We start from the raw sequence: 24,208 nt of genomic DNA on the forward strand, positions 1-24,208 counted from the left end.
CCATGGTTTTTCCCGTTGCCGAGTCGGCCGCTCACTGGAATGCGGGCCGGCGTTCAGGCAATTGCCGTGGCGTACCGCAGAGCATGACGAGCTCGCGCGTACCGAAGCAACCGGAGGAGGTGGTCGTTGTGCTGTACGGCGATCCTCCTAGTTGCGCATTCCGCCGTTACCGGTAAACGGCATTCGCCGATTCCGGTGACCGACGTGCCGCACGGCGGCCGATGTCCGCAGGGTGGCCGATGTCCGCAGCGGCGCCCGGCCGCCGCTGCCGACTGCTGCCTGACGCGGGCCGCGCGCCGGTCCGCCCCGCGCGCCGTCTGCTGCCTCAGCTCTCCTCCGCTCTCCCCGCTCTTCCCGTCCCGGGCCGCGCCCGGCGGTGCCGCACCGCGCCGCCGCCGTCCTGCGCCATGCCCGCAACACCTCTCGGGTACCCCATGTCGAAACTCCGTCAGTTTCCCTCCCGCAGCGCCCTGCGCGTTGCCCGTATGCGCCCCGTCGACGTGCTGGTGCTGTTCGGCATCGTCGCGGTCTTCTATCTCGTGGTCCGGGTCGGTGCCACGGCCGACCAGCCCTTCGACGCCGGCAAACCGCCGGTCGTCTCCACCGATCCGGGCGACCTGCCCTACTACGCCGCGCGCTCCCTGCTGCGGATGTTCGCCGGGCTGGTGCCCGCCGTGCTCTTCACCTTCGTGTTCGGCACCTGGGCCGCCCGCTCCCGGCGCGCGGCCAAGGTGATCGTGCCGGCCATCGACATCCTCCAGTCCGTACCGGTCCTGACGTTCCTCAGCATCACCGTCACCGGTTTCATCGCGCTCTTCCCGCACTCCACGCTGGGCCTGGAGTTCGCTTCGATCTTCGCCGTGTTCACGGCGCTGGTGTGGAACATGGCGATGGCCTTCTACCAGTCGCTGACCACGCAGTCCAAGGAACTGGACGAGGCGGCCCGGCTGATGCGGCTCACCCGCTGGCAGCGGTTCTGGAAGGTGGACGTGCCCAGCGGCATGATCGCCCAGGTCTGGAACGGCATGATCAGCTTCGGCGCGGCGTGGTTCGCGCTCTCCGCCTCCGAGACGATCAGCGTCAACGGCAACGACAACGCGCTGCCGGGCGTGGGCTCTTACGTGACGCAGGCGCTCGGCAACGGCGAGGGATGGCGCGTCGCGCTGGCCATCGTCGTCATGATCACGATGGTCATGTCCGTCAACTTCTTCTTCTGGCGGCCGGTCACCGCCTGGGCCGAGCGGTTCCGCACCGAGGACTGCGAGATCGCCGAGCAGCCGCGCAGCTGGTTCCTGGAGCTGCTGCGGCGCTCCACCGTGCCGACGCGGCTGGGCAGCGTCCTGCGCCCGGCCGGTGAGCGCCTGGACCGTGCCATGCGGGTGCTCGGCACCAGCCCCGGGCATCTGCGCCACGATCCGGTCCGCCGCAAGCGGGCCGACCTCGTCTTCACCGTGCTCTACGCGGTGGCCGTCGTGGCGATCGTCGCGAAGGCGTGCTCCTACGTGCTGGACAACGTCCCGGTCGGCGAGGTCGGCGAGGCGGCCTGGCTCGCCCTGATCACCTACGGCCGGGTCATCGTCCTGGTGGTCTTCTCGACCGTGGTGTGGGTGCCGGTCGGCGTGTGGATCGGGATGAACCCCAAGGTCAACCGGATCGCGCAGCCGATCGTGCAGGTACTGGCCTCCTTCCCGTCGAACTTCCTCTTCCCGCTGGCCGTCATCGTGCTGGGCGCCTCCGGCATCTCCCTGAACTGGGGCTCCATCGCCCTGATGGCACTGGGAGCCCAGTGGTACGTGCTGTTCAACGTCATCGCGGGCGCCAGCGCCATCCCCGGCGATCTGCGCGAGGCCGCCGCCGACCTGGGCGTACGCGGCCTGCTGCGCTGGAAGACGCTGATCATCCCGGCGATCCTGCCCTCGTACACCACCGGCGCGCTCACCGCCTCCGGCGGCGCCTGGAACGCCTCCATCCCCGGCGAGCTGGTCACCTACGGCACCACGACGCTGACCGCGGTCGGCATCGGCGCCTACATCACCCAGGCCACCGACGCCAACGACTTCGCCCGCAACTTCCTCGGCGCGGTCCTGATGAGCGTCTACGTCGTCATCATCAACCGGCTGTTCTGGCGCCGGCTGTACCGCTTCGCCCAGCGGCGCTGCGCGCTGTGACCCGCCGCCCCCGCCACCACCACACCACTCCCCTCAGGAGCCACCCCGTGAACACCCCCGTCATCACCGTGACCAACCTCCACAAGGACTTCGCCGGCCCCACCGGGGGCATACTCCCGGTCCTCCATGACATCAACTTCACCCTGAACGAAGGGGAAGTCGTCGCCCTCCTGGGCAAGTCCGGCTCGGGCAAGTCGACCCTGCTGCGCCATGTCGCCGGGCTGCTGGCCCCCACCAGCGGCACCGTCCACTACCGCGGCGCACCCGTGACCGGCCCCAACCCGGGCACCGCCATGCTCTTCCAGTCCTTCGCCCTGATGCCCTGGCTGACGGTCCAGCAGAACGTCGAACTCGGCCTCCAGGCACGGGGCATATCGCTCATCGAGCGCCGCGGCCGGGCCCTGCGGGCCATCGACATGGTCGGCCTGGACGGTTTCGAGAACGCCTACCCCAAGGAGCTCTCCGGCGGGATGCGCCAGCGCGTCGGCTTCGCCCGCGCCCTGGTCGTGGAGCCGGACGTGCTGCTGATGGACGAGCCGTTCTCCGCCCTGGACGTGCTGACCGCGCAGACTCTCCGCAACGAGCTGCTGGCCCTGCTCGCCCACCCGGACACCGCCACCCGCACCGTCCTCCTGGTCACCCACTCCATCGAGGAGGCCGTCCAGCTCGCCGACCGCATCCTCGTGCTGGACACCAACCCCGGCACCCTCAAGGCCGAGCTGCGGGTGGCGCTGCCGCGCCCCCGTGACCGTCGCGTCCGCGGCTTCGAGGCCCTCGTCGAGGAGGCGTACGAGGCCCTGACGGGCGAGCGTGCCCAGGCCCCGTCCCCCCTCGTCGAACACGATCCGCTGCGCGCCGCCGCACCCCTCCCGCACGCCAACGTCGAATCGCTCACCGGCCTGCTGGAGGACCTGGACACCCGCGGCGGCGCCGTGGATCTGGCCGTACTGGCCGACGCCCTGTCCTACGAGGTCGACGATCTGATGCCGCTCGTCGAGGCCGCCGAGCTGCTCCGCTACGCCCGGGTCGGCTCCGGCAGGCTCCATCTGACCACCGCCGGCCGGGGTTTCGCGCGCGCGGACATCCTGCCCCGCAAGCCCCTCTTCGCCGCCGCCGCGCTCGCCAACATCCCCCTCATCGCCACCATCCGGACCCTCCTCATGGCCTCCGACAGCGGCCGTCTGCGCGAGCCGTACCTGATCGACCGGCTGTGCGGGAACGTCTCGGAGCGCGATGCGCAGCAGCAGTTGCGGACCGCGATCACCTGGGGCCGGTACGCCGAACTCTTCGAGTACGACGCCGAGGACCGCGTGCTGCTGCTGCCCGCGGAGTACCGCCGCGCGAGCGCCGCCTGAACCGGGCGCGCCCCCGCGGCGCGTCCGATGCGGACGCGGCCCGTCCGCCCCGCCGATCCCGCCGATCACTTCCGGAGGTGGCATCCCATGACCACGCAGTACCTTCCCCGCCCGCGCCCCGTGGCCGGGCGGGCCCCGGCACGCACCCTGATACGCGCCCTGCGTGCCGCGTTCGTCCGGCGTCTGCTCGGCGCGTCCACCGAGGCCCGCCGCCCGGCCGCCGCGCCCGCGCCCGTCCGCCGTCCGCTGCCGTCCTGCCAGGAGCGCCACGATGACCACGCGTGAGACCGTCCGAACGGCCTTCGTACTGGCCGGGTTTCCGGCCCTCCTGCTGGCCGTTGTCGCCCTCGTCCCGTCGGAGGCGTCCCGCTTCCTCTGCGCGGCGCTGCTCGGCGCCTCGGTGACGGCGGTGTGCTTCGCCCTCACGGGCCGGCATCTGCTGTCCCGGCGGAAAGGAGGCGGCAGGTCGTGACGGAGCGTGGGCGGGACACCGGCCGCGCCGGCGCGGGTGGCACGGCCGGCTCGGGCGAGCCAGGCGACCCAGGCAGCTCGGACGGTACGGACGGGACGGGGCGCTCGGACGGTGCGGACGGCGAGGGTGCCGCCGTGCAGCGACCGGTTCGCCGGAAGGGTACGGGGACGGCCACCGGGCGGCCGACGGCGGGCGGTCCGGCGAACCGTCCCCGGTACGGCCTGCGCATCGCCGTCCCCGCCCTTCTCCTCACCGGGCTCCTGGCCTTCCCCGGCTTGCTGCCCAACACTCCGGGCCACCTAGGGAGCCTGGCCGAGACGGCGCTGCCGTGGGTCGGCGCCGCCGTCCTCCCCCTCCTCGGGTGGGCGGCGGTGCGCCGCTCGCCCGCGGGGGTGGCCGCCGCCCTGATACCGGCGGTGACCTGGTCCTGCCTGTTCCTTCCGGGACTGTTCCCCGCACCGGACACCGGCCGGGCCGACTTCCACGCCCTGACCCTCAACGTCGGCGGCGACCGCACCTCCCCCGAGGCCGTCGCCCGGAAGGTCATCGCCACCGGCGCGGACGTCGTGGCCCTGGAGAAGGTGCCCCCGTCGGCCATGCGCGCGTACGAGCGGGCACTGGGCGCGACCTACCGCCACCACGCGGTCCACAACACCCTCGGCCTGTGGTCCCGTTACCCGCTGCACGGAGTCGACGCCCTGCATCTGGGCGGCGCATGGCCGCACGCCATCCGGGCGGTCGCCCGCACACCCGGCGGGGACACCGCCTTCTACGCGGTCCGCCTGCCGTCCGTCCGGCTGCGCGCGGACCAGGGCTTCGCCGTCAAGGCCCGGAACGCGAGCGCGGCCGCCCTCGCCGACCACGTCTCCCGGGATCCGGCCGCGCGCCTGGTACTGCTCGGCGACCTCAACGGCAGCCTCCGCGACCGGGACCTGGCCCCGCTGGCGCGCCACCTCACCTCGGCCCAGGAGGAGGCCGGCCGGGGCTTCGGCTTCACCTGGCCCGCGCCGTTCCCTCTCGTCCGCATCGACCACGTCCTGCTGCGCGGCCTCACCGCGACCACGACCACCGTGCTCCCCGACCTGGGCAGCGACCACCGCCCGGTCCTCACCGGGCTGAGCGGTGCCGGGGGACGTACGGGCTGAGCGGGGGCGGAGGAGGCGGGGCCCGTTTCCCGCCGAGCCGGTTTCATCAGCTCGGCGGGGAACGGCAGATCCGCGATCGAGGGTGCGTCACTCCCCCGTGGCACCGCACGCCATATACGGCGTCCGCGGCAGACCGGCTACCTCAGCGGAAGAGCCGCTTCCAGGTTTCCGGGCCGGGGTAGCCGTCGGCGTCGGCGCCGCTCCAGCCCTGGGCCCGCTGGAAGGCCTCCACGTTCCTGCGGTCGGACTCGGACCATTTGGGGCCGGGGCCTTGGGAGTAGTGCTTGCCGAAGCCCTTCTTCACCAGCTGCTTCCCGAGCTGGGTGACATAGTCGTTGTTCACCCCCGGACGGAAGTACTTGGTCCCGGGAAAGGCGGAGGCACTGCCGCCGCTGCCACCGGTCGCGCCGCCACCACCACCGGTCGCGCCGCCGATGCTCTTGCCCTTGCCCTCGACCAGGTAGCTCCAGGTGGCCTTGCCGGGGATACCGTCGGCATCCGCGCCGCTCCAGCCCTGGGCCTTCTGGAACGCCTGGGTGGCCTTGCGGTCGGATTCGGACCACTTCGGGCCGGGGCCCTGCGAGTAGAACGACCCGCCACCACGCTTGACCAGCATCTGGCCGAGCTTGGTGACATGCGCGTTGTTGGCGCCGGGGCCGAAGGCGGACGCGCCGGGGAACGCGGTACTGCTGCTGCCGCCACCGCCCGGCTGACCGCCGTTGCCCGACTCCCCGCCCGACGTGGTGACGTTCTTGTAGCGGTACGGAACGTACTTGGCGGAGTTGGAGGTGTAGGCGTAGGGGATGGTCCGCTTGACCGCGCCCATGCCCGCGGCGCTCTCCATGACCACGTACCGGGTGTGCGAACTGTCGGTCCAGCCGGCGAAGAGCACCACGTGCGAGCCCTTCTGGGGGTTCGCCGGGTTGTGGTAGAGCAGCATGTCGCCGGGTTGCAGCGCGTCCTTGGAGATCCGCACGCCCCAGTTGTGGATGTCGCCGGTCCAGTGGTTGGCGGACAGTCCCCAGGCCATCGAGATGAAGCCGGAGCAGTCCTGCCGGTAGCCGTCCGACCAGTAGCCGTTCCACACGTACGGCACCCGTGCGTCGACCCAGGTCTGGGCGCGGGCGAGGATCTGCTGCCGGGTCAGCGACATGTCGTGGGTCGCCATGCGGCTGAGGCTGGGCCTGCCGCCGAGCGGGCCCGGCTGCCCCTGCGGGTTCTCGTTGCCCGAGGCCGCGGTGGCGGATGCCTTCAGGCCGGCGGCGGAGGCCGACGACGCCGACGGGGCTAGGGCCGTCGCCGAAGACGCCGCGAACGAGGCTCCGGCCCCGCCCAGCAAGGTGGCCCCGGTCAGGGTGGCGACCGCGGCGATACGGCGGCCGTGTGCGGCGCGGCAGGCGGCGTCCGGGACGTTCCGGAGCCGGCACCCGGGGCAGGTGCACGCTTCGACACGTATGTCCTCGAAGGCGGGGGCGGCCGTCATCGGGTGCCTCGCTTCCCGCAGCGGCTGCCGGGGCGCTCCCCGGTGACGCTGTCCAGGTGGCCCGTACCGCGGCAGGCGGCCGGACGGTTCCGGTCGGTGGAGTGGGTGTGGTGGGGCGCGATCCGTCCGCCGGCCCCGGCAAACGCGTGAGGGGCGGCGGCGACCGCACCCACCGCGGTTGGCGTAGCAAAGCCAGACATCTAGCTCACCTCGCAGTCCAATGAGCGCGCGCGGCCCCGGCCCTGGGGAAGGCCGGCGCCGCGCACATCCATGATGATCATGATCCGGATCAATACTGGAATGTCTGGAAAGCGGAAAAAAGGGACTTTAGTCCTTTTGTTGGCTGATTACGTGATGTGGGGTGTCCGGTAAGCGGTCGGATGCCGACGGCACCGGGGTGCCGGCCACCGCCTTGACCTGCCGTCAGCCCAGGTCGTAGGCGAAGGTGTAGGCACAGGACGGTTCGCCGTGCCGGGCGGTGAAGCTGCCGGTGCCGCGGAGCCCGGCCAGCTCCCCCGTACCCGTTCCGGACACCACCTCGAAGGTGCAGACGGTGCCGTCGGCGTCGAACAAACCGCGTTCCTCGACGACGAACGTGCCCTCGCACCCGTCGAGCCGGCCGGCCAGCACCTCCATGCCGGTGAACGTACCGGTCGTCTCCGTGCCGTAGGCGATGGTGTATTCGCAGGTGGTGTCGGTGGCCTCGATACCGCCGGTGAAGGTGTTGGTGACGGAGGCGTGGCCGAGTCTCGGGTACCGCTCGCTCGGACCGACCTCGCGCTCCTCCCAGTTGGCGTAGGTGAAATGGCCGCTGGTCTGCCTGGGCATGGGGGTGTCCTCCCGGTCAGCGCACGGGCTCTCCCGTGCGGTGTGTGACCAGCCTGTCCGCCGTACCTGACACCTTCTGTCAGGTACGGCGGGGCAATGACCACAATGACCTCATGCGCGCCGACCGGCTTCTCTCCCTGCTTCTGCTCCTCCAGAACCGCGGGCGGATGACCGCGCCCGCGCTCGCCGCGGAGCTGGAGGTGTCGGTCCGTACGGTCTACCGGGACATCGAGGCGCTCGGCGCGTCGGGCGTCCCGGTCCTCACCGACCGCGGACCGGCCGGCGGCTACCGGCTGATGGACGGGTACCGCACCCGGCTGACCGGGTTCACCGACGCCGAGGCCGACTCGCTCTTCCTCGCCGGAGCCCCCGGGCCGGCCCGCGACCTGGGCCTCGGCGCGGTGCTGACGACCGCCCGGTTGAAGCTCCAGGCCGCGCTCCCGGCCGAACTGGCGGAGCGGACGCGGCGCGTTCAGGACCGGTTCCATCTGGACGCGCCGGCCTGGTTCCGGGACGCCGACCCGGTTCCGTATCTGGCGCCGGTCGCGCAGGCGGTGTGGGAACAGCGGGTGCTGCGTGCGCACTACCGGCGCTGGGGCGGCGAGGTGCACCGGGAACTGCACCCGCTCGGCATCGTCCTCAAGGGCGGTATCTGGTACCTGGTGGCGCTGGCGGAGGAGGCGGTACGGACCTATCGGATATCGCGGCTGCTGGCCGTGGACACCACGGGAGAGGTCTTCGAGCGGCCGGCCGGATTCGATCTGGCCGCCTACTGGGAGGAGTCCGCCCAGCGCCTGACGGCCATGCTGCACCAGGGAACCGCGCGACTGCGGATCTCACCCCGGGCGCAGCGGCTGCTGCCCATGCAGTTCGGTGCGGCGGGCACCCGGGCCCTGGACGGCGCCGGGCCACCGGACCACGAAGGCTGGGTGCACGTGGAGCTGCCGGTGGAAACGGAGGCCGTCGCGGTCGGCGACCTGCTCAGGCTCGGCGCGGAGGCAGAGGTACTCGGCCCTCCCGAGCTACGACAGGCCATCGCCCAGGCCGTAGCCGTCCTGGCACACCGCTATGCGGCAGGGCCTTGAAGCGGCAGCGCCTTGAACTCGGACCGGTGCCGGCTCAGCCCGTACCGCCGGGACGGCCGGTGTGATCGGGAGGGCTGAGCCGCCGGAAGGGCCGGGCAGAATGCGCGAAGTGCCCTGCCCTCAGGGTCAGTTGTCGTTCTTGATGTTGGGGTAGGCCGCGCTGTACCCGTTCGGGCAGTAGAGCTTGTCGCTCCCGTCCCCGGTGTGCCACTGCCCCTGGACCGTTATCCGGATCGAGGGCGCGGCGTTGTTCTGGCAGACCAGCTGCAGCTGCCAGTGGTTCTTCGGAGCTGTGGTCTGGCAGTTGGCCGACCCCCAGTTCGGCCCCTGATCGGTGAAGCAGTACGACGTCTGCGGAGCCGCCGATGCGCCGGGCGCCACCACCGCTCCCGCCGTCAGCATGACCGTTCCCGCCGCCAGTACCGTTGCCCATCTCCGCATGTCGTCTCCGCCCTCTCCTCGTCACCCCTGGCGTGTACGTGCCACAGCATGCCAGTGACTGGGGACTATGCCCCCGTCAGCGACAGAAATGGCAGGAACATGCACTGGGCCAACGGGTCGCTCCCGGCATGCGGGGGCGAAGAGCGGTCACCCCGGCCCGGGTCTGCCGGTTCGGGGAAAAGAGTTCCGTGCCCGAGGCCCTGACCTGGGCAATGAACTCTGTCTCACGCTCGGGCAACAGTGGTCAGCCGGGCGGGAGATGGAACAGTTCACGGACACGGCCGATAAGAAGGGGGGTGCCGAGGACCGTGACGAGACCGCCGGCCCCGACGAGTTCGGTGGCGTGGCGGACGGCGTCAGCGGTCTCCTGCCGTACGTACAGTTCCCGGCGTGCCGCCAAGGCGGTGCGCATCGCGTCCGGGGCCGCTTCGTTGGGGTGTCCGACCCGGGTCAGTACCACTGGCCAGTCAGCGGGCAGCGGCTCAAGCATGGTTGCCACGTTCTTGTACCGGAGGGTTCCGAAGACGAGGGCCGTGCGCTCGGCGGCGCGGGATTCTCGCAGGATTTCCGGGGCCACGGTGGCTGCACCCTGGTGGTTGGCGGCCACGTCGAGCAGCAGGCGGCCGGTCCAGGAACCGAGGCGAGCCGGTGCCAGCAGTTCGAGGCGGCCGGGCCAGCGGGTCGCGGCAAGGCCGCTGCGCAGGGCCTCCTCCGGGATGCCACGGATCAGTCCTCGTTCGGCCAGCAAGTCGACGCCGGCTACCGCAAGCGCCAGATTGTGATGCTGGTGTTCTCCGCGGAGCGGACAGGGCAATTCCCGGTGGACGGCATGCGGGGTGACGACGTCCAGCACGGTGCGGCCATCGCGGGCCATGCGTGGCCGGTAGCGGACTTCCCGGTGGATGCGCCAGACGGTCAGCTCCGTGTGGTTGCGGAGGACGGCATCTATGGCCTCGGCAGCCTCCTCGGGCAGCTCGCCGAGCACTACATGGTCGCCGTCTCGCACAATGCCTGCCTTGTTCCGTGCGATCTCGCCCAGGGTGTTTCCCAGCAGATGCTCGTGGTCCAGTCCCACTCCGGTGATGACCTTCACTCCGGGGTCGAAGCAGTTGACCGCGGTGCGCCGGCCGCCGATGCTCGCTTCCATGACGGCCAAGTCCACTTCCGAGCGGGCGAAATGAACCGCGGCTGCGGCTGCGTGCACTGCTCCTGCATTGACCAGAAGGCCCGTACTTTTCAGGGTGTCGTCGACCTGCGCGAAGGCTCGGTGACATGCGGTGGGAGAGATGGGCACTCCGTTGATGCGGATGCGTTCGGTGACCCGCTGCAGGTGCGGGCTGGGCATGCTGCCGATCCGCAGCCCGGCCGCAGCCAACGCTGCGACGGCGAACGCGCAGGTCGAACCCTTCCCGTTGGTCCCGACAACGGTCATGCCCCGCAGGTTGCGTCCCGGGTCACCAAGGGCTTTGAGAAGTTGGGGCATCGCACCGGTGCCCGCTCCGTTGAACTGATATCGACCGGTGATCTCTTCACAGGCCAGTTCTTCTCTTGTTGCCAACCGTGCCACCTCGCAACCAGTGTGGGGAGGGGGATGAATTCGTGCTCGAAATGTGGTCAACCGGCGTCCGGCTTCAGGATGGCCCGAGCGAGAGCTACCACCTCCCATGTGTCGCAGTCGATGGACACTCCGCCGATATCAGGCACGTACCGCAGGACAAGAGAATGGGTCAGTACACGGATCGGCAGGCCCGTCAGCACTCCGTGCCGAGCGAGGGCCAGCGCAAGACCTCGTCGCACAGCCGCGGTCCGATACGCGGCGAACAGCGGATTGTCCCGCCCCTGCGTCTCCAGCATGACCGCGCCCTCGGTCCCGGAACCAGCCGCCTGACGCAGCAACTCCGTGACCGTCTCCTGCCGTACGAAGGGAAGATCCGCGGCCAGCACCACCACGAACGGTGCGCGCACCCAGCGCACTCCCGCAGCCAGCGCCGCGAGCGGCCCGCCGCGCACCGGACTCTCCTGCACATGATGTACGGGGCGGACGGTGGCCCGGTGCGGGCCCACCACCATCGTCCGCCCCGCCCCGCCGCATGCCTGAAGTGCCCGATCGAGCAACGACATGCCACCAACGGACACCATCGGCTTGTCCGCCCCGCCCAGACGCCGGGCTCGCCCGCCCGCCAGCACCACCGCGTCGTAGCACTCACCCGTGTCGTCCGCGGACATCTCCTCACCGCTGTCGAGGAGAGAACTCCTTACCGCCCTGTCGCCACCACGCACACAAGCCCCATTCCGCCTTGCCTGGATACGCGAAGGCGTCATTGCCGTTCGGAGAATCGAAGGCTCGGCTCAAGGCAGGATCGGGCCTGTGAGGTAGAGATTCCACCTGTTCCTGGCCAATCTCGACGGCCCCGGCGCACCGGTGCACGCAGCCTTCGAGACAAGCCCGGCATCGGCCTGATGATGGCGACTACCGCAACACACCGCGTAACCAACACACCGAACAGTTCACTGCGCTACCGAAGTGCCACCTGACCTCTTTCGTGCACTACTCAACTATTCACCGCTGTTCAGCAGAGTCCGACCTGAGAGGTACAGACATTCATCCTTCATGATGACCAAAAGCGATGTTCGCGGACATTTCAATGGATGACATGAGTCGTAGAAAGAGTGGCTTCGGGTGTGGCGCACTGACGGTGGTGGCCGCACTCGTGGTGCTGGCCGGCGCCTACACCCAGCGGGACGCCCTCACGGGCAAAGCCTGGAACGTCACCTACCGTGCCGTAGGCAGCAAGACCGAGCCGGTATCGGTGACGTACCAGGACACCCAGAGCCGCTACCTCTGGGGCGACCGGTCCCTCAAGGAGCACGTCGAGAAGGGCGTACGTACCGGGTGGTCCCGCGAGGTGATCCTGGCGGCGGACCGGCAGGCCAAAATCACGGTCACGCCCGCCCCCGGCGCGACCGCCCGCTGCCAGATCCTCCTGGACGGCAAAAAGCCTCTGGCCGAGAGCAGCTCCCCCGCACCCGGGCAGCCCGCGGTCTGCATCGCAGACCTCAAGGGGTCGAAGAACCTCTGGGAATGAGGACCGACGTCGGTCGCAGTGCGGACCACCGGGTGACCACCCCCTGACAGCGGCCCCCCTGACAGGGACATTTCGCACTCACCTATGCTTTACGCGATATTTAATAATCCTTTTCTGGGAAAGTGGGGGTACGCGTGAAGCTGTCGCGTATTTCATCCGTTGTCGCGGCTGCCGCAATAGCGCCTGCCGTCCTGTTCGCCTCTCCGGCGGTCGCCGCCGACACCGCCACATCGCCGGCCAGCTCCGCCCCTGATACCACACCGGACGCGAAGCCGGACACGCAAGGGAACGCGAAGGCCGACGAGAACAACCGCTTCGCCATCCTCAAGATCATCGACAAGTCCAAGCCCGGCAGCCGGGTCTACGAAGCCGCGCAGGCCGCCATGAACGGCTCCCCCGAGGACCGCGTGCGTTTCCTCGACGAAGGCTACGAACTGGCCCAGTTCGCGGACGACAAGCTGCGCACCGCTCAGATCTTGAGCATCGGCGGGAAGGGCGTGCGGAGGGAGGCCGGCGAAGCGCTGAAGAAAGGCACTCACGAAGCCCTCCGCCAGTTCCTGGAGGTCGGCCAATATCAGGCGCGCGACGAGGACAACGCTGTCGAAATCACCAGCATGCTCGTCACGGCCAAGCCCGGAAGCGTGCTCTACGACGCGATACAGGAGGCCCTGGACGGCAGCCCCGAGGAGCGCACGCGCTTCCTCGAGGTGGGCCAGCACGCAGCCCGCGAGACCGACGACCGCATCCGCGCCACCCGCATCGCCATGACCGGCGGCCCCCATGTCAAGGAAGCCGCCAAGAAGGCGCTGCGAAGCGGCAAGGCCGAGGACATCCGCCGCTTCCTGGACGTCGGCCAGTACGAGGCCCGCAAGCTGGACGAGGCCGAGGCCGCCAAGGGCAAGGACAAGAACAAGGACAACGGGAACGCCAAGGACAGCCAGGAGTCCAAGGAGGGACAAGGGGCCAAGGACGGCAAGGACAGCAAGAACGGCAAGGCGATCGACGGCGACGAGCAGAAGCGGGACGGCGCCAAGGAACCCAAGGAGTCCAACGGCACCACCGGCGTCCAGCCCGCCGTAGCGACCTCCAGCACCGGCTCCTCGGACGTCCAGCTGGCCTCCACCGGCGCCGGCTCGACCACCCCCTGGGTCATCGGCGGCAGCGCCGTCGCCCTCACCGCCGGCGCCGGCCTGATGCTGACCGCTCGCCGCCGCGCCTCCAGCGAGAACTGACACCGAACGCCGGCCCCCATACAGGAAGAGGCCGGGGCGGCCGCCCGCACAGGGGCTGCCGCCCCGGCCACACCTCGCCCGGCGGACGCCTCGGGGAACGGCTGTTGACGCTCCTTGTCAACGGTGGTGCCATACGAGCGTGTAGCGCCAGAACAGCCGACGGCGCAGTCGCGCGTCGGGCAGGATCGCTTGGGCCTCCCGGACGATGTCGGGGAAGCTCATGTCCGCGGGTCGGGTCGTGGCCGTCATCGCGACCGGGCGAGGTGCCGTGCGACCCCGGTTCTTGAGCCAGCCCGTGATGGCGTTGAGTGGGCTGGCCACGGCTCCGAGCAGGTAGTCGCCCGGAGTCGTCGGACGGGACAGCCCGAGAATCACGAGGGTTCCGCCGGGCGCCAGGTGGCGGCGGAAGACGGTGAGAGCAGCCGTGAACGGCAGATGGTGGATCGCGGCGACGCAGGTGATGACGTCGTAGGAGTCCGCGGGGATCCCGGTCAGCGCGTCCGCGGCGGTGAAGGTGGCGGGAGTTCCCTGAGAGGTCAACTCCTGTGCCTGGGTGGTGATCTCCGGGTCGGAGTCGATGCCGTGCGCCGTGCCGGCGCGCCCGGCCAAGAGCCTGGCCAGGTCGCCGCTGCCGGAGCCGACGTCCAGGGCACTGTCGAAGCGTTGGGGGAGCTGCCGCAGGATCCAGGGGTGGTAGTGGGCGTTGTGGTCCCAAGGGTGGGCGGCATTGAACTGGTCGAGAGCCCGGAGGGCGCGGTGCGGCAGTGTCGTCATGCCGTCACTCCATCAAGTTCCTGTTGCCTGCGGCACTTCGATGGCTGATCGACTGCGGTCGCGGTGGGGGCAGTTGCCGGATTCGCCGAGCGGGTCGCGGGGCTGACGCGTCGGCGCTGCCGGCGGACCGGACGGCTGGGATCGGCACCGGCCGGGGCGGGCCCGGCGGGCATGGCCAGTCGGCCGCGCGTGCGGAGCCGACAGGACCACCCCCGCCGGACTCCCGTATACATCTGTCGGTCGCATCGTGCGGAACGTTCGACATCTGCCGATTGATGTCGCCGACCGGCACTACGCACCATGGAGAGGCGGCTTCCCCGCTCCGCAACGTCCCGTGTGGTGCCCACGATGTGACACGGCAGGTATCTCTATGTTTCGCGCGCGAAGAATCTGCCGGGAAAACGGATCCCGGCTTCGGTGCCGCGACTGGCCAAGGCCGGAAGCCCGCAAAGCCCGCAGGCCCTCCCCCGTCATCACCGCGGAGACATCCTCGACTTCGCCCGTGGTGCCCCACGCACAGCGGATTTCCTCGATACCCCTCGCGCCGCTTCGTACCGGTAGTCGCCCCGTCGAAGATATGCGGGCGTGGCGCATACGCGAGGGCACAGAACGCCCCGCCCTGCGCCTCGGTCTCACGCTCACGCGCCTTTCCGGAGTTCACGGAATGGGGCCGGCTTCCAGGCAAGGGACCGGAGGACGGCGCAGGCGCTCAACGCGGCGACGGTGGCGAAGCCTGACACCGTCGCGGAATTCTCCATGACGGCAGAACCACCGCAGCAGGAACAACTTATTCATTCCTCACCATTCACCTGGCCGCACAGCGCTGCGGCGGAAAGGACGGCCCATGGACCGTCGGCCGGCCAACAGGAAAGAGCGGGCACACCGGAGCGAGGGGGCGTTCCCCGACCTCACGTCGGCGAGTTGGGGCCCGGGTGAGCGCGACCGGTTCGTCGCCTCGCAGCAGGCATCTCGTACCGGCGCCGCCACGGCGTCCGGCAGGAACGGCGCCGTGACCGTCGCCCACGGTTCGTACGCGGCGCGCGCCGGGCTGGAGGCGATGAAGCAGGGCGGCAACGCCGTCGACGCGGCGCTGACGACCGCACTGACCCAGGTGGCCCTGACCGCTGGGGCTCCGATCAGCTACTTCGGCATCATGTCGCTCGTCTGCTTCGAGGCGAAGACGGGCCGGGTGCACACCATGAACGCGGAATGGAACACGGTCGCCGGCGAGACCGACCCGCTCTCCATCCCCGGCGGCCTCGACTTCTCGTCGACCGAGTCGCTGCTCGGCCGGGGTCGGCCGAGCGGCCGTACGGCGCTGGTCGGCGGGTTCATGAAGGGCGTCGACGCCGCTCACTCCCGGTTCGGGAAACTGCCCTTCGCCAGTCTCTTCCAGCCGGCGGTCGAGGTCGCCGAGCGGGGCATACCGGTCGACGAGGGCCTCGCGTGGATGTACGCGCTGCGCCGGGACGATCTGGCCCGGCTGCCGGAGACCCGGGAAGCGCTCCTGAAGGCCGACGGGTCCGCCTACCGGCAGGGCGACATCCTGCGTCAGCCCCGGCTGGCGCAGACGCTGCGGCTGGTCGCCGAGCACGGCAGCGACTACATGTACCAGGGGCCCTGGGCGGCGAAGCTGATCTCCGCCGTCCAGGCCGAGGGCGGCAGGATGACGCTCCAGGACCTCGCCGACTACGAGGTGACCTGGGCCGACGCGCTCGTGGCCGAGGTCGGCGACGGCTACTCCCTCGCGACCTCGCCCTGGCCCAACGCGGGCGGCGTCGCCCTGATCGAGGCGCAGCATCTCGCCCACGCCGCCGGACTCGTCCGGGGCCCGCACTTCACCGAGTCGTCGGAGGCGCTGCGGAAGGCCCTCGACATCACTCAGATGCAGATGGTGGGACACGTCTCCCCGGAGGACGCCGGAAAGCTCTTCCCCGGTCTCGATCTCTCCCCCGAGGCCCGGGTCACGCGGGCGCACGCGGAGAAGCTGTGGGCGCTCCTCAAGGACGGCTCTCCGCTTTCCGGATGGAAGCGCACCTCGCCGATGCACTCCGACGACGTGGTCGCGGCGGATGCCGAGGGCAATATCGTCGCCGTCACGCACTCGATCAACTGTGCCCTGTGGGGCAGGACGGCACTCAATATCGACGGCATCTCGATCGGTGACCCCGCCTCGTACCAGCAGGCGCAGGTGGCGGCGGTTCCCCCGGGCGGGCGGCTGCCGGCGCCCACCGAGACGGGTGTCGTCCTGCGGGACGGCAGGGCGGTCCTGGGTTTCGCCTCCATGGGGGCGGGGCTTCATCAGCGCACGTTCCAGGGCCTGTTGAACTACCTGCACTTCGGCATGACCGTCGAGGACGCGGTCAACACCCCGGACTTCTTCGCTCCGGCGACCGATCCCACCACCTTCGAGGCCACCGCCGTCTTCCCCGCCGGGAAGTTCGACCCCGCGGTCCTGAAGGGCACGGGAGTCGCCTGGCGGGAGGCCGCGGCCGAGGATGAGCACGCCCTCCTCGGCGGGGAGGGCTACTGGGTCGCGGTGGAACGCTCCCCGGAGACCGGCGTGATCAGCGCCGCCTCCCACAACGGCCACAACAGCGACGCGGTGGCGTTCTGAACCGTCGCGGCCCAGGCCGAACGACCGTGCCCCAGCACGTCGTCCGCACCGGCCGGCCCCCGGAGCGCTTGACCGCCGGGCCCGGCCACCCCGGCGGCCCGTCCCCGGTGGCACGGCCCACCGCGGCGCCACCGCTCACCCGGTGGCGCCGCGGTGGGCCGGGTACGCGGCGGCCGGGCGACAGATGTCGCCCCGCGCCGTACAAGCCGCGACACCTGCCGCTGTCGGCGCCGGGGGCGGGTGGGCAACAGTGGCCGGAACGCCGGAACTTCAGGGAGGGTATGTGACCAGCACCATTGACGGCCCGCACACCGTACGTGGCCGGGTCGGGCCCAAGGCCACCGTCACCGGCAAGCGCGCGGTCGCGTCGAGCCAGCACCCGATCGTGACGACGGTCCTGCTCGACACGTTGCGGGCCGGGGGCAACGCGATCGACGCGGCGATCGCGGGCAGCCTGGTCCAGGCCGTCGTGCAGCAGGACATGACCAACCATGCGGGTACGGTCTCCGCCCTGGTGTACGAGGCCGCAACCGGTCAGGTGCACGAGCTCAACAGCATCGGCACGATCGTGCCGGGGCTGCCGCGCTTCGCGCCCGTCCCCGCGGGCAAGGGACTGTTCGCGAGCTTCCCGGGCGGACCCATCGCGGTGACACCCGGCTTCATGCCGGGGCTGAAGGCGCTCCACGACCGGTTCGCCACGAGGTCCTGGGCGCAGGCGTGCGAGGCCGCCGTGCACTGGGCGGAGCAGGGCCACCCGGTCACCTCGTTCGAGCACCTGGTCCGGGCGCAGACCGTGGACTTCTTCCTCTACACCCCCTCGGGGCGTCGGCACTTCGCCCCGGACGGGCACCTGCCGCAGGTCGGCGACCGCTGGCGGTCCGCCGAACTGGCCGGGACGATGCGCCGCCTGGCGGCCGACGGGCCGGACCACTTCATCACCGGTGAGTGGGCCCGGGACTTCGTGACCCGGGGCAATGAACTCGGCTGGCCCGTACGGCTGGAGCATCTCGCCGCGATACCCCCGCGCTGGTCCGCGGGCTACCGGTGGGAGCACAACGGGCACACCGTCGTGCAGCAGTCGCCGCCCGAACGGCAGGGCGTGTTCTGCCGGATCGTGCTCGGGATCCTCCAGGAGCTCGACATCGTGTCGCTCGGGCACTGGTCGCAGTCCGCGGAGGCGCTCTACTACCTCGCGCACGCGCTGCGCCGGGCGAGCCTGGAGACGGGGCTGCTCAACGATCCCGCCGTCTTCGACGACGCGAGCGCCGCGATGACCTCGAAGCAGCTCATCGCCGGTTTCGCAGACATCCTGCGCCACGCCAAGGCCCGTGTCGATCTGACCGAGCATGTGCGGCTCGTCCGCGGCAACCCCGCCGTGGCCGCCTCGGGCGCCGCCGAGCAGCCGGTCGGCAGCTGCGAGCTCAGCGTGGTGGACGGGGCCGGCAACTGGGTGCAGATGATGAACACCCTCCAGAGCGGGGGCATCCCCGGTGAGGTGGTCGGCGGTGTGCCGATGGTCGGCAGCCACCAGATGAACGGTCTGGGGTCACCCTTCGAGGGCTGGCACAGCGGCGGCGGACGGCCGCGCTCCACCCTGTCCAGCACCATGGTGCTGCGCGACGGTGCGCCGTGGCTCGCGCTCGGCTCACCGGGCAATGTGCACTGCACGGTCCCCCAACTGCTGTCGAACATCCTCGACTTCGGCATGCGCCCGTACGACGCGGACGACGCGCCGCGCTGTCTGCCGTACGAGGACGACCACACCATCTCGGTGGAGAGCCGCGTCGCACCCGAGGTGGTCACGGGACTCGCCCGCCTCGGTGTGCTGGTCAACCCGCTGCCGGAATACGACTACCACATGGGCACGTACCAGATGAGCTGGCGGCAGGAGGACGGTGCCCTCGGCGCGTGCAGCGGTCCGCGCCGCGAGGGGGTGGCCGACGGCCTGTGAGCCGGGTCCGCCGCGGAACCACCGAGAACCGGCACCGGCGGACGGTTCGGCCGGGACGGCACCCGTTGGTGCACCTTGTTCTCGTCGTCCGGCGGCCGGTGTCTCATCCGCGCTCGCGGAGGTACGCCTCCAGTTCGGCGGCCCCGGTCAGCAGCGCCCGCCCGCGGGCGGAGAGCCGGCCGCGCCAGTCGGACAGCGCGGCCTCCAGCGGCGCCGGTCCGCCGGCCGCCCGCACCTGGGTGATCAGCGGGGCGATCTGCTCCAACAGGTAGCCGCCCCGCCTGAGTTGGTGGACCAGCCGGGCGTCCCGTACGTCGGCCTCGTCGTAGACGCGGTACCCGGTCAACGGGTCGCGGCGCGGGCGCACCAGCCCGGCGCCCTCCCATTTGCGCAGCGTCGCGGGCCGGATTCCGAGCGTGTCCGCCAGCGGCCCGATGAACGTGCCGCCGGGCCCGGACACCGCCGCGTCGGGTGCGGACCCGGTGGTGGGCGCCAGGTCGCGGAGGGCGCGTTCCACGGCCTGGAGGGTCCGCCGGTCGTCCAGCAACTGGGCGTGGCTCTCGTCGATGAGGCGGCACGCCTCGTCGACCGCGCCCCGGTTCACGGCCCGCATGACCGACGTCGCCGTCCGGTGGCCGTGGCCGGGCAGCAGGGCGAGGAACGCGCCCAGGGCCATCGCGTGCAGCGACGTATAGGCGCGGTATCCGCTGGGTGTGCGTGCGGCGGCCGGGAGGATGCCGGCCTCCTCGTAGTTCCTGATGGCCTGCGTGGACAGACCGTGCCCGCGCGCCAGGTCAACCGGCCTGAGCCGTCCGCCGTTTTGAAGGTTTCGTCCCACGGGCCCGACGATATCGCGGACAAGTTTCCACCGAAGGTTCAACGATACCGTTGAAGGCATGGCTACTGACATCAAGGACACCGTCCATGCCGTCGAGGCCGCCGCCGTCATGGGGCTGCTGCCGGCCCGGCCGCGGCTGCTCGCCCTGGGCGAGCCCACCCACCGCGAGGACACGCTGCTCGATCTGCGCAACGAACTCTTCCGGCAACTCGTCGAGCAGGAGGGCTACCGGACGATCGCGATCGAGAGCGACTGCCTGGCGGGCCTGACCGTGGACGACTACGTCACCTCGGGCACGGGCACCCTCGGCGAGGTCGTGGAGCGGGGAATCAGCCACGGCTGGGGCGCCTCCGCGGCCAACCGTGAGCTCGTGCGCTGGATGCGCGCCTACAACGTCCGCGCCGCCAACGACGGCCGGCCCGCGTCCGAGCGGCTCCGCTTCGCCGGTTTCGACGGCCCGCTGGAGATCACCCACGCCGCGAGCCCCCGGCAGGCCCTCACCGCGCTCCACGGCTACCTCGCGGCCCGGGTGGACGCGGACCTGCTCCCCTGTACCGCGGAAACTCTCGACCGCCTGCTCGGCGCCGACGACCGGTGGACCGACCCCGCCGCGATGATGGATCCGTCCCAATCCACGGGGCGGTCGGCAGAGGCCGGCCAACTGCGGCTGCTCGCCGACGATCTGGTGGCGCTGCTCGACGCGCAGACGCCGCATCTGATCACGGCGGACTCGCCGGACGCCTGGGACCGGGCGCGCCTGTACGGGCGCACCGCGACCGGCCTGCTGCGCTACCACCACTGGATGGCCGACACCTCACCGGCCCGCATGACACAACTTGCCGGTGTCCGGGACCAGATGATGGCTCACAACCTCCTCGCCATCGCCGGACGGGGCCCGGCACTCGTCCACGCCCACAACAGCCATCTCCAACGGGCCAAGAGCTCGATGCGGATGGGCGGGAGGCCGCTGGAGTGGTGGGGCGCCGGTGCGCTGGTGAGCGCCCGGCTCGGCGAGGAGTACGCCTTCGTGGCCACGGCCCTCGGCACGATCCGGCACCAGGGCGTGGACACCCCGCCGCCGGACACCGTCGAAGGGCTCCTGTACGCGCTCCCGGAGGACCGCTGCGTCATCGACGCCCCGCGGCTTGCCACCGCCCTCGGCGACACGCCGCCCGCGCCCCGCGTCTCCCCCTGGTTCGGCTACGCCCCGCTCGACCCGGCCCACTTGGCGGACAGCGACGGCATCGTGTTCGTCAAGGACGTGCCTCGGGAACGGTAGGGCTTGCCCGGGGAATCTTGGTGGGGCCCGGCGCCGGACGGAAGTGTTCGGCGGCCGGGGTTGACGGGCGGCGGGCACAGGCCCGTCCCGTCACCCGTCCGGGGGTACTTGCGGCGCTCGTGGGCGAACGCGGTCCGGTCTGCGTGTGAGCAAAACCGGATGAGGCAAGGCGCCACTTGCAGGGCGCTCTCCGGGCGTACCGGCCCAGGCGAGCGCCGCAGGTCCGGTGAGAGGCAGGACAGATGAAGATTCGCAGGCTCGCGGTCTCCGGCATCGTCGGTGCCGTCGCGTTCGGCACCCTGGTATGCGTCGCCCCCACGGCGCAGGCAGCTTCGGTGCCGGCGGCGGGTACGTGTTCGGACGCGGTGCGCATCACCAAGCAGCATCTGGCGCAGGCCGGTGCCCCGACCGGCGCCAACGATTGGCAGTCCGTACGCAACGCCGCACAGAACTTCGTGAACAGCCACCCCGGCGGCGGCTCCGGCGTCGAGGCGCTGAAGAACGACGTCAACGACCTGAACAGGCTGTGCGCGCCCTAACCGGGATCTCCGCCGCCGGGCGCGGGCCGTGTCCTCACTGAAGGGCGTGCACCGCCGCCGCGAAGACGGCCGGCAGCCTGGCCGCGGTCGGTACGATCCGCCGGGCGGCGGCGGGATGGCCGCTCGCCCGGACGAGTGCCTCCGTCAGCAGCCGGTGGCGGCGCGACAGACGGCGCCACCGGCTCTCGTACGCCTCCGGGCGGCCCGCCGCCAGGCAGCGGACGGCGGCGGCCGCCGATGCGAGGGCGAGGGCGATGCCCTCACCGGTGAGGGCATCGACGTAGCCCGCCGCGTCACCCACGAGCAGCACCCGGCCCGCGGTGCGGCGGGCGACCCGCTGACGGAGCGGGCCGGCCCCGCGTACCGCGCCGTCCGGGGGGCCGGCCAGGAGCGGCGCCAAATGGGGGAAACCGAGCAGCAGGTCGTCGAAGCCGCGCCGGGCCGTGCCGAGTACGGCCACGCCGACCAACTCCTCGCCGACCGGGGTCACATACGCCTCACCGCAACGGGACCAGTGCACCTCGATGAAGTCCGACCACGGTGCCACGCGGTAGTGCCGCCGCAGGCCGTAGCGCCGGGGACGGGGGTCGGGCAGGTCCAGGCCGAGGGCGCGCCGGACGGGTGAGTGGAGGCCGTCCGCGGCGACCAGCCAGCGCGCCCGCAGGCCCGCGGCGTATACCCGGTCGGCGCTCTGGCGTACCTCGCCGACCCGGCCGGGCAGGATCGTGACGCCGGCTTCGGCGGCCCGCCGGGACAGCGCGGCGTGCAGCACCGTACGGCGCACGCCCAGCCCGGTGCCGCCGCGGAAGGACGCCTGCGCGCGGTGCGCTCCGTCCAGGTAGCGGACACCGCGCAGCGGGTGGCCGGTGACCTCTGCGCCCAGGTCGGTCAGGGCGCGTACCCCGCCGGGCATGATGCCCTCGCCGCACGCCTTGTCCACCGGTGTGCCGCGCGGTTCGACCACCACCGTCTCCATCCCGGCCCGCGCCGCGTGCACGGCGGTGGCCAGCCCGGCCGGTCCGCCGCCCGCGATCAGCAGGTCGATCACTGTCCCGAGTCCGGGGTAACGGCCGGTGCACGCAGGCCCGTTGACATGCGGCTGCGGACGAGTGCCCGGTTCTCGCACCGGATCCGTACGGTCAGCAGCGCGGCGTTGAGGACGCCGAAGGCGAGTGCGGTCAGCCAGGCCCCGCGCACCAGGGGCAGGGCGAGCCCTTCCGCCACCACGGCCACGTAGTTGGGGTGGCGCAGCCGGCGGTACGGGCCCGCGCTCACCAGGGGCAGACCGGGCACGACGAGGACGCGGGTGTTCCAGCGCGGTCCCAGGGTGCGGATGCACCACCAGCGCAGCGCCTGCGCGGCGGCCACGACGGCGGTCATCGTCCAGCCCAGTACGGCGTCGAACGGCCGGCCGGCCGTCCACGCTTCCACCAGGCAGCCGGCCAGCAGTCCGCAGTGCAGGGCGACCATGGCCGGATAGTGCCGGTGTCCGGCCTCGATGGCGCCGTGGGCCAGGCTCCAGCGGGTGTTGCGGCGCGCGACGGCGAGTTCGGCGATCCGCTCGGCGCCGACGGCGAGCACCAGCAGGGTGTACCAGATCATGTGTCCCCGTCCCTCCGGGTCAGGTGTCCGCCGTCCCGCCGGAGCGGGAGTCCGCCGTGCCGTCGCATCAGGTGTCCGCCGTCCGGTCGGTTCGGTTCGGGTGTCCCCTTCCTGCCAGCCGTCCCCCTCCCTACCAGCGCAGCAGCACCAGTTCGGAGCAGAACCCGGGCCCCATGGCGAGCAGCAGCCCCGGGGTACCGGCGGGTGGCCGGCGCTCGGCCAACGTGTCGCGCAGTACGTGCAGCACGGACGCGGAGGAGAGGTTGCCCACGTCCGCCAGTGAGCGGCGGCTGAGGTCGAGGGCGCCGTCGGGGAGGGCAAGGGATTCGGCCAACGCGTCCAGCACCTTCGGGCCGCCGGGGTGGCAGACCCAGGCGGTGATGTCCGCGCGGCGCAGCCCGTGGTCGGCGAGGAAGGCGTCGACGTCGGCGGCGAGGTTCTCCCGTACGAGCTCGGGGATGCCGGCGCCCAGTACGACGCGGAAACCGGAGCCGGAGATGCCCCACCCCATCGCGTCCTCGGTGCCGGGGTAGAGCTGGCTGCGGCCGGCCACCACGGTCGGCCCGCCGGCCACCGCCCGGCGCGTACCGCAGGCGACGACGGCGGCCGCGCCGTCCCCGAAGAGTCCGGTGGCGATGAGGTTGGCCGGTGCCGTGTCGGCGCGCTGGAGGGTGAGCGTGCACAGTTCCACCGACAGCAGTACCGCCACGTCATCGGGCCTGCCGAGCAGGTAGTCGTGCAGCCGGGCGAGGCCCGCGGCCCCCGCCGCACAGCCCAGGCCGAAGACCGGCAGCCGTTTGACGTCCCGGCGCAGCCCGAGCCGGCCCACCAGGCGCGCGTCGACGGACGGCGCGGCGATACCGGTCACCGAGGTGAACATCAGCAGATCGACGTCGCGCGGTGAGAGCCCCGCCGTGTCCAGCGCCGCGCCGACGGCGTCGGCGCCGAGGTCCACCGCGGTGGTGATGAAGGTGTCGTTGGCGGCGCCGAAGTCGCCGAGGCCGGCATACCGGTCGAGCGGCAGCGTCATATGGCGGGCGCGTACCCCCACTCGCCGGTGCATCCGGTAGAGGGCGCGGTGGTCGGCCCCGACGGGCAGACAGGTCCGGGCGACCATGTCCGTGATCTCACGTTGGGCGTACCGGTGCGGGGCCAGCACTCCGTGGACGGCTGCGATGTGGGTCATCTGCGGTCCGGGGTCGGGAGAGGGGTCACCCCGCGACACATGCCCCTGGCCGCGGCCGCCCGACACCGCGCCCCTGCCGAAGTCGCCCGTCCGGCCGCAGCCGCGGTCCGCGGGGGCCTCCGAGGCG

At 71.4% G+C, this 24,208-nt stretch carries 22 protein-coding genes; 12 read left to right on the forward strand and 10 right to left on the reverse strand.

What is annotated here, in order from left to right:
* Nucleotides 1–434: 434 nt before the first annotated feature.
* From IH09_RS04410 to IH09_RS04430, 5 genes are all read left to right on the forward strand, one after another.
* Complete coding sequence (locus IH09_RS04410; RefSeq protein ID WP_052854167.1) at nt 435–2,168, forward strand: ABC transporter permease; 1,734 nt, start codon at nt 435–437, stop codon at nt 2,166–2,168.
* 47 nt (nt 2,169–2,215) lie between these two features.
* Nucleotides 2,216–3,523, forward strand: a complete 1,308-nt coding sequence (locus tag IH09_RS04415) for an ABC transporter ATP-binding protein (protein ID WP_052854169.1) — start codon at nt 2,216–2,218, stop codon at nt 3,521–3,523.
* An 87-nt stretch (nt 3,524–3,610) separates the two neighbouring features.
* Nucleotides 3,611–3,808, forward strand: a complete 198-nt coding sequence (locus tag IH09_RS04420; protein ID WP_052854172.1) for a hypothetical protein — start codon at nt 3,611–3,613, stop codon at nt 3,806–3,808.
* The gene (locus IH09_RS04425) at nt 3,795–3,995 is read left to right on the forward strand and encodes a hypothetical protein (protein ID WP_052854179.1); all 201 of its coding nucleotides are present in this window, start codon (nt 3,795–3,797) and stop codon (nt 3,993–3,995) included. The genes IH09_RS04420 and IH09_RS04425 overlap by 14 nt, the downstream gene beginning before the upstream one ends.
* Nucleotides 3,992–5,140 (forward strand): endonuclease/exonuclease/phosphatase family protein, encoded by a 1,149-nt coding sequence (locus tag IH09_RS04430; protein WP_052854182.1) that lies wholly within the window; start codon nt 3,992–3,994, stop codon nt 5,138–5,140. The genes IH09_RS04425 and IH09_RS04430 overlap by 4 nt, the downstream gene beginning before the upstream one ends.
* Nucleotides 5,141–5,282: 142 nt before the next feature.
* On the opposite strand, the gene IH09_RS04435 is transcribed toward IH09_RS04430, so the two are convergent.
* A complete protein-coding gene (locus IH09_RS04435) occupies nt 5,283–6,623 on the reverse strand; it encodes a peptidoglycan-binding protein (RefSeq protein ID WP_052854184.1) in 1,341 nt (446 codons plus the stop codon).
* 423 nt (nt 6,624–7,046) lie between these two features.
* Entirely contained in the window at nt 7,047–7,451 is a 405-nt protein-coding gene (locus tag IH09_RS04440; RefSeq protein ID WP_052854187.1) for a DUF3224 domain-containing protein, read from the reverse strand.
* Nucleotides 7,452–7,564: 113 nt separating this feature from the next.
* On the opposite strand from IH09_RS04440, the gene IH09_RS04445 reads away from it, so the two are divergent.
* Nucleotides 7,565–8,536 (forward strand): helix-turn-helix transcriptional regulator, encoded by a 972-nt coding sequence (locus IH09_RS04445; RefSeq protein ID WP_052854189.1) that lies wholly within the window; start codon nt 7,565–7,567, stop codon nt 8,534–8,536.
* A 126-nt stretch (nt 8,537–8,662) separates the two neighbouring features.
* Here the strand turns inward: IH09_RS04445 and IH09_RS04450 are convergent, their stop codons facing one another.
* The 3 genes from IH09_RS04450 to mobA form a co-directional block, all read right to left on the reverse strand.
* Nucleotides 8,663–8,977, reverse strand: a complete 315-nt coding sequence (locus IH09_RS04450; RefSeq protein ID WP_190233201.1) for a hypothetical protein — start codon at nt 8,975–8,977, stop codon at nt 8,663–8,665.
* Nucleotides 8,978–9,221: 244 nt separating this feature from the next.
* Nucleotides 9,222–10,535 carry a bifunctional folylpolyglutamate synthase/dihydrofolate synthase gene (locus IH09_RS04455; RefSeq protein WP_240150909.1) on the reverse strand — a complete coding sequence of 438 codons (1,314 nt, stop codon included), beginning with the start codon at nt 10,533–10,535 and terminating at the stop codon, nt 9,222–9,224.
* A gap of 56 nt (nt 10,536–10,591) precedes the next feature.
* Nucleotides 10,592–11,203: a molybdenum cofactor guanylyltransferase gene (gene mobA / locus IH09_RS04460; RefSeq protein WP_052854196.1), complete on the reverse strand. Its 612-nt coding sequence runs from the start codon at nt 11,201–11,203 to the stop codon at nt 10,592–10,594.
* A gap of 428 nt (nt 11,204–11,631) precedes the next feature.
* Here mobA and IH09_RS04465 point away from each other — a divergent pair, with 428 nt between their 5' ends.
* On the forward strand, nt 11,632–12,063 hold the full coding sequence (locus IH09_RS04465; RefSeq protein WP_190233202.1) for a hypothetical protein: 432 nt from the start codon (nt 11,632–11,634) through the stop codon (nt 12,061–12,063).
* A gap of 122 nt (nt 12,064–12,185) precedes the next feature.
* Nucleotides 12,186–13,295: an LAETG motif-containing sortase-dependent surface protein gene (locus IH09_RS04470; RefSeq protein ID WP_110952060.1), complete on the forward strand. Its 1,110-nt coding sequence runs from the start codon at nt 12,186–12,188 to the stop codon at nt 13,293–13,295.
* Nucleotides 13,296–13,412: 117 nt separating this feature from the next.
* Here the strand turns inward: IH09_RS04470 and IH09_RS04475 are convergent, their stop codons facing one another.
* Nucleotides 13,413–14,069, reverse strand: coding sequence for a class I SAM-dependent methyltransferase (locus IH09_RS04475; RefSeq protein WP_052854203.1), 657 nt, complete (start codon nt 14,067–14,069; stop codon nt 13,413–13,415).
* A gap of 844 nt (nt 14,070–14,913) precedes the next feature.
* On the opposite strand from IH09_RS04475, the gene IH09_RS04480 reads away from it, so the two are divergent.
* Complete coding sequence (locus IH09_RS04480) at nt 14,914–16,686, forward strand: gamma-glutamyltransferase (RefSeq protein ID WP_110952061.1); 1,773 nt, start codon at nt 14,914–14,916, stop codon at nt 16,684–16,686.
* A 283-nt stretch (nt 16,687–16,969) separates the two neighbouring features.
* Entirely contained in the window at nt 16,970–18,637 is a 1,668-nt protein-coding gene (locus IH09_RS04485) for a gamma-glutamyltransferase (RefSeq protein ID WP_205379972.1), read from the forward strand.
* 103 nt (nt 18,638–18,740) lie between these two features.
* Here the strand turns inward: IH09_RS04485 and IH09_RS04490 are convergent, their stop codons facing one another.
* Nucleotides 18,741–19,475 (reverse strand): TioE family transcriptional regulator, encoded by a 735-nt coding sequence (locus IH09_RS04490; RefSeq protein WP_052854208.1) that lies wholly within the window; start codon nt 19,473–19,475, stop codon nt 18,741–18,743.
* A 58-nt stretch (nt 19,476–19,533) separates the two neighbouring features.
* Here IH09_RS04490 and IH09_RS04495 point away from each other — a divergent pair, with 58 nt between their 5' ends.
* Both IH09_RS04495 and IH09_RS04500 read left to right on the forward strand, forming a co-directional pair.
* Complete coding sequence (locus IH09_RS04495) at nt 19,534–20,754, forward strand: erythromycin esterase family protein (protein ID WP_052854213.1); 1,221 nt, start codon at nt 19,534–19,536, stop codon at nt 20,752–20,754.
* A gap of 242 nt (nt 20,755–20,996) precedes the next feature.
* Complete coding sequence (locus tag IH09_RS04500) at nt 20,997–21,293, forward strand: hypothetical protein (RefSeq protein WP_052854215.1); 297 nt, start codon at nt 20,997–20,999, stop codon at nt 21,291–21,293.
* Between the two features lie 34 nt (nt 21,294–21,327).
* On the opposite strand, the gene IH09_RS04505 is transcribed toward IH09_RS04500, so the two are convergent.
* The 3 genes from IH09_RS04505 to IH09_RS04515 form a co-directional block, all read right to left on the reverse strand.
* Entirely contained in the window at nt 21,328–22,341 is a 1,014-nt protein-coding gene (locus tag IH09_RS04505) for an NAD(P)/FAD-dependent oxidoreductase (protein ID WP_052854217.1), read from the reverse strand.
* Nucleotides 22,338–22,895: an isoprenylcysteine carboxyl methyltransferase family protein gene (locus IH09_RS04510; protein WP_052854219.1), complete on the reverse strand. Its 558-nt coding sequence runs from the start codon at nt 22,893–22,895 to the stop codon at nt 22,338–22,340. The genes IH09_RS04505 and IH09_RS04510 overlap by 4 nt, the downstream gene beginning before the upstream one ends.
* A 130-nt stretch (nt 22,896–23,025) precedes the next feature.
* Entirely contained in the window at nt 23,026–24,081 is a 1,056-nt protein-coding gene (locus tag IH09_RS04515) for a type III polyketide synthase (RefSeq protein WP_052854222.1), read from the reverse strand.
* Between the last annotated feature and the right edge of the window lie 127 nt (nt 24,082–24,208).

The sequence above is a fragment of the Streptomyces celluloflavus genome (assembly GCA_000720995.1).
In the GTDB taxonomy this organism is placed as follows: Bacteria; Actinomycetota; Actinomycetes; order Streptomycetales; family Streptomycetaceae; genus Streptomyces; species Streptomyces celluloflavus.

What these genes read in the sequence shown, in the direction of transcription:
- IH09_RS04410 (WP_052854167.1), top strand. Translation starts at nt 435, where the DNA reads ATGTCGAAACTCCGTCAGTTTCCCTCCCGCAGCGCCCTGCGCGTTGCC.
- IH09_RS04420 (WP_052854172.1), top strand. Translation starts at nt 3,611, where the DNA reads ATGACCACGCAGTACCTTCCCCGCCCGCGCCCCGTGGCCGGGCGGGCC.
- IH09_RS04425 (WP_052854179.1), top strand. Translation starts at nt 3,795, where the DNA reads ATGACCACGCGTGAGACCGTCCGAACGGCCTTCGTACTGGCCGGGTTT.
- IH09_RS04435 (WP_052854184.1), bottom strand. Translation starts at nt 6,623, where the DNA reads ATGACGGCCGCCCCCGCCTTCGAGGACATACGTGTCGAAGCGTGCACC.
- IH09_RS04440 (WP_052854187.1), bottom strand. Translation starts at nt 7,451, where the DNA reads ATGCCCAGGCAGACCAGCGGCCATTTCACCTACGCCAACTGGGAGGAG.
- IH09_RS04445 (WP_052854189.1), top strand. Translation starts at nt 7,565, where the DNA reads ATGCGCGCCGACCGGCTTCTCTCCCTGCTTCTGCTCCTCCAGAACCGC.
- IH09_RS04450 (WP_190233201.1), bottom strand. Translation starts at nt 8,977, where the DNA reads ATGCGGAGATGGGCAACGGTACTGGCGGCGGGAACGGTCATGCTGACG.
- mobA (WP_052854196.1), bottom strand. Translation starts at nt 11,203, where the DNA reads ATGTCCGCGGACGACACGGGTGAGTGCTACGACGCGGTGGTGCTGGCG.
- IH09_RS04465 (WP_190233202.1), top strand. Translation starts at nt 11,632, where the DNA reads ATGAGTCGTAGAAAGAGTGGCTTCGGGTGTGGCGCACTGACGGTGGTG.
- IH09_RS04475 (WP_052854203.1), bottom strand. Translation starts at nt 14,069, where the DNA reads ATGACGACACTGCCGCACCGCGCCCTCCGGGCTCTCGACCAGTTCAAT.
- IH09_RS04480 (WP_110952061.1), top strand. Translation starts at nt 14,914, where the DNA reads ATGGACCGTCGGCCGGCCAACAGGAAAGAGCGGGCACACCGGAGCGAG.
- IH09_RS04495 (WP_052854213.1), top strand. Translation starts at nt 19,534, where the DNA reads ATGGCTACTGACATCAAGGACACCGTCCATGCCGTCGAGGCCGCCGCC.
- IH09_RS04500 (WP_052854215.1), top strand. Translation starts at nt 20,997, where the DNA reads ATGAAGATTCGCAGGCTCGCGGTCTCCGGCATCGTCGGTGCCGTCGCG.
- IH09_RS04510 (WP_052854219.1), bottom strand. Translation starts at nt 22,895, where the DNA reads ATGATCTGGTACACCCTGCTGGTGCTCGCCGTCGGCGCCGAGCGGATC.
- IH09_RS04515 (WP_052854222.1), bottom strand. Translation starts at nt 24,081, where the DNA reads ATGACCCACATCGCAGCCGTCCACGGAGTGCTGGCCCCGCACCGGTAC.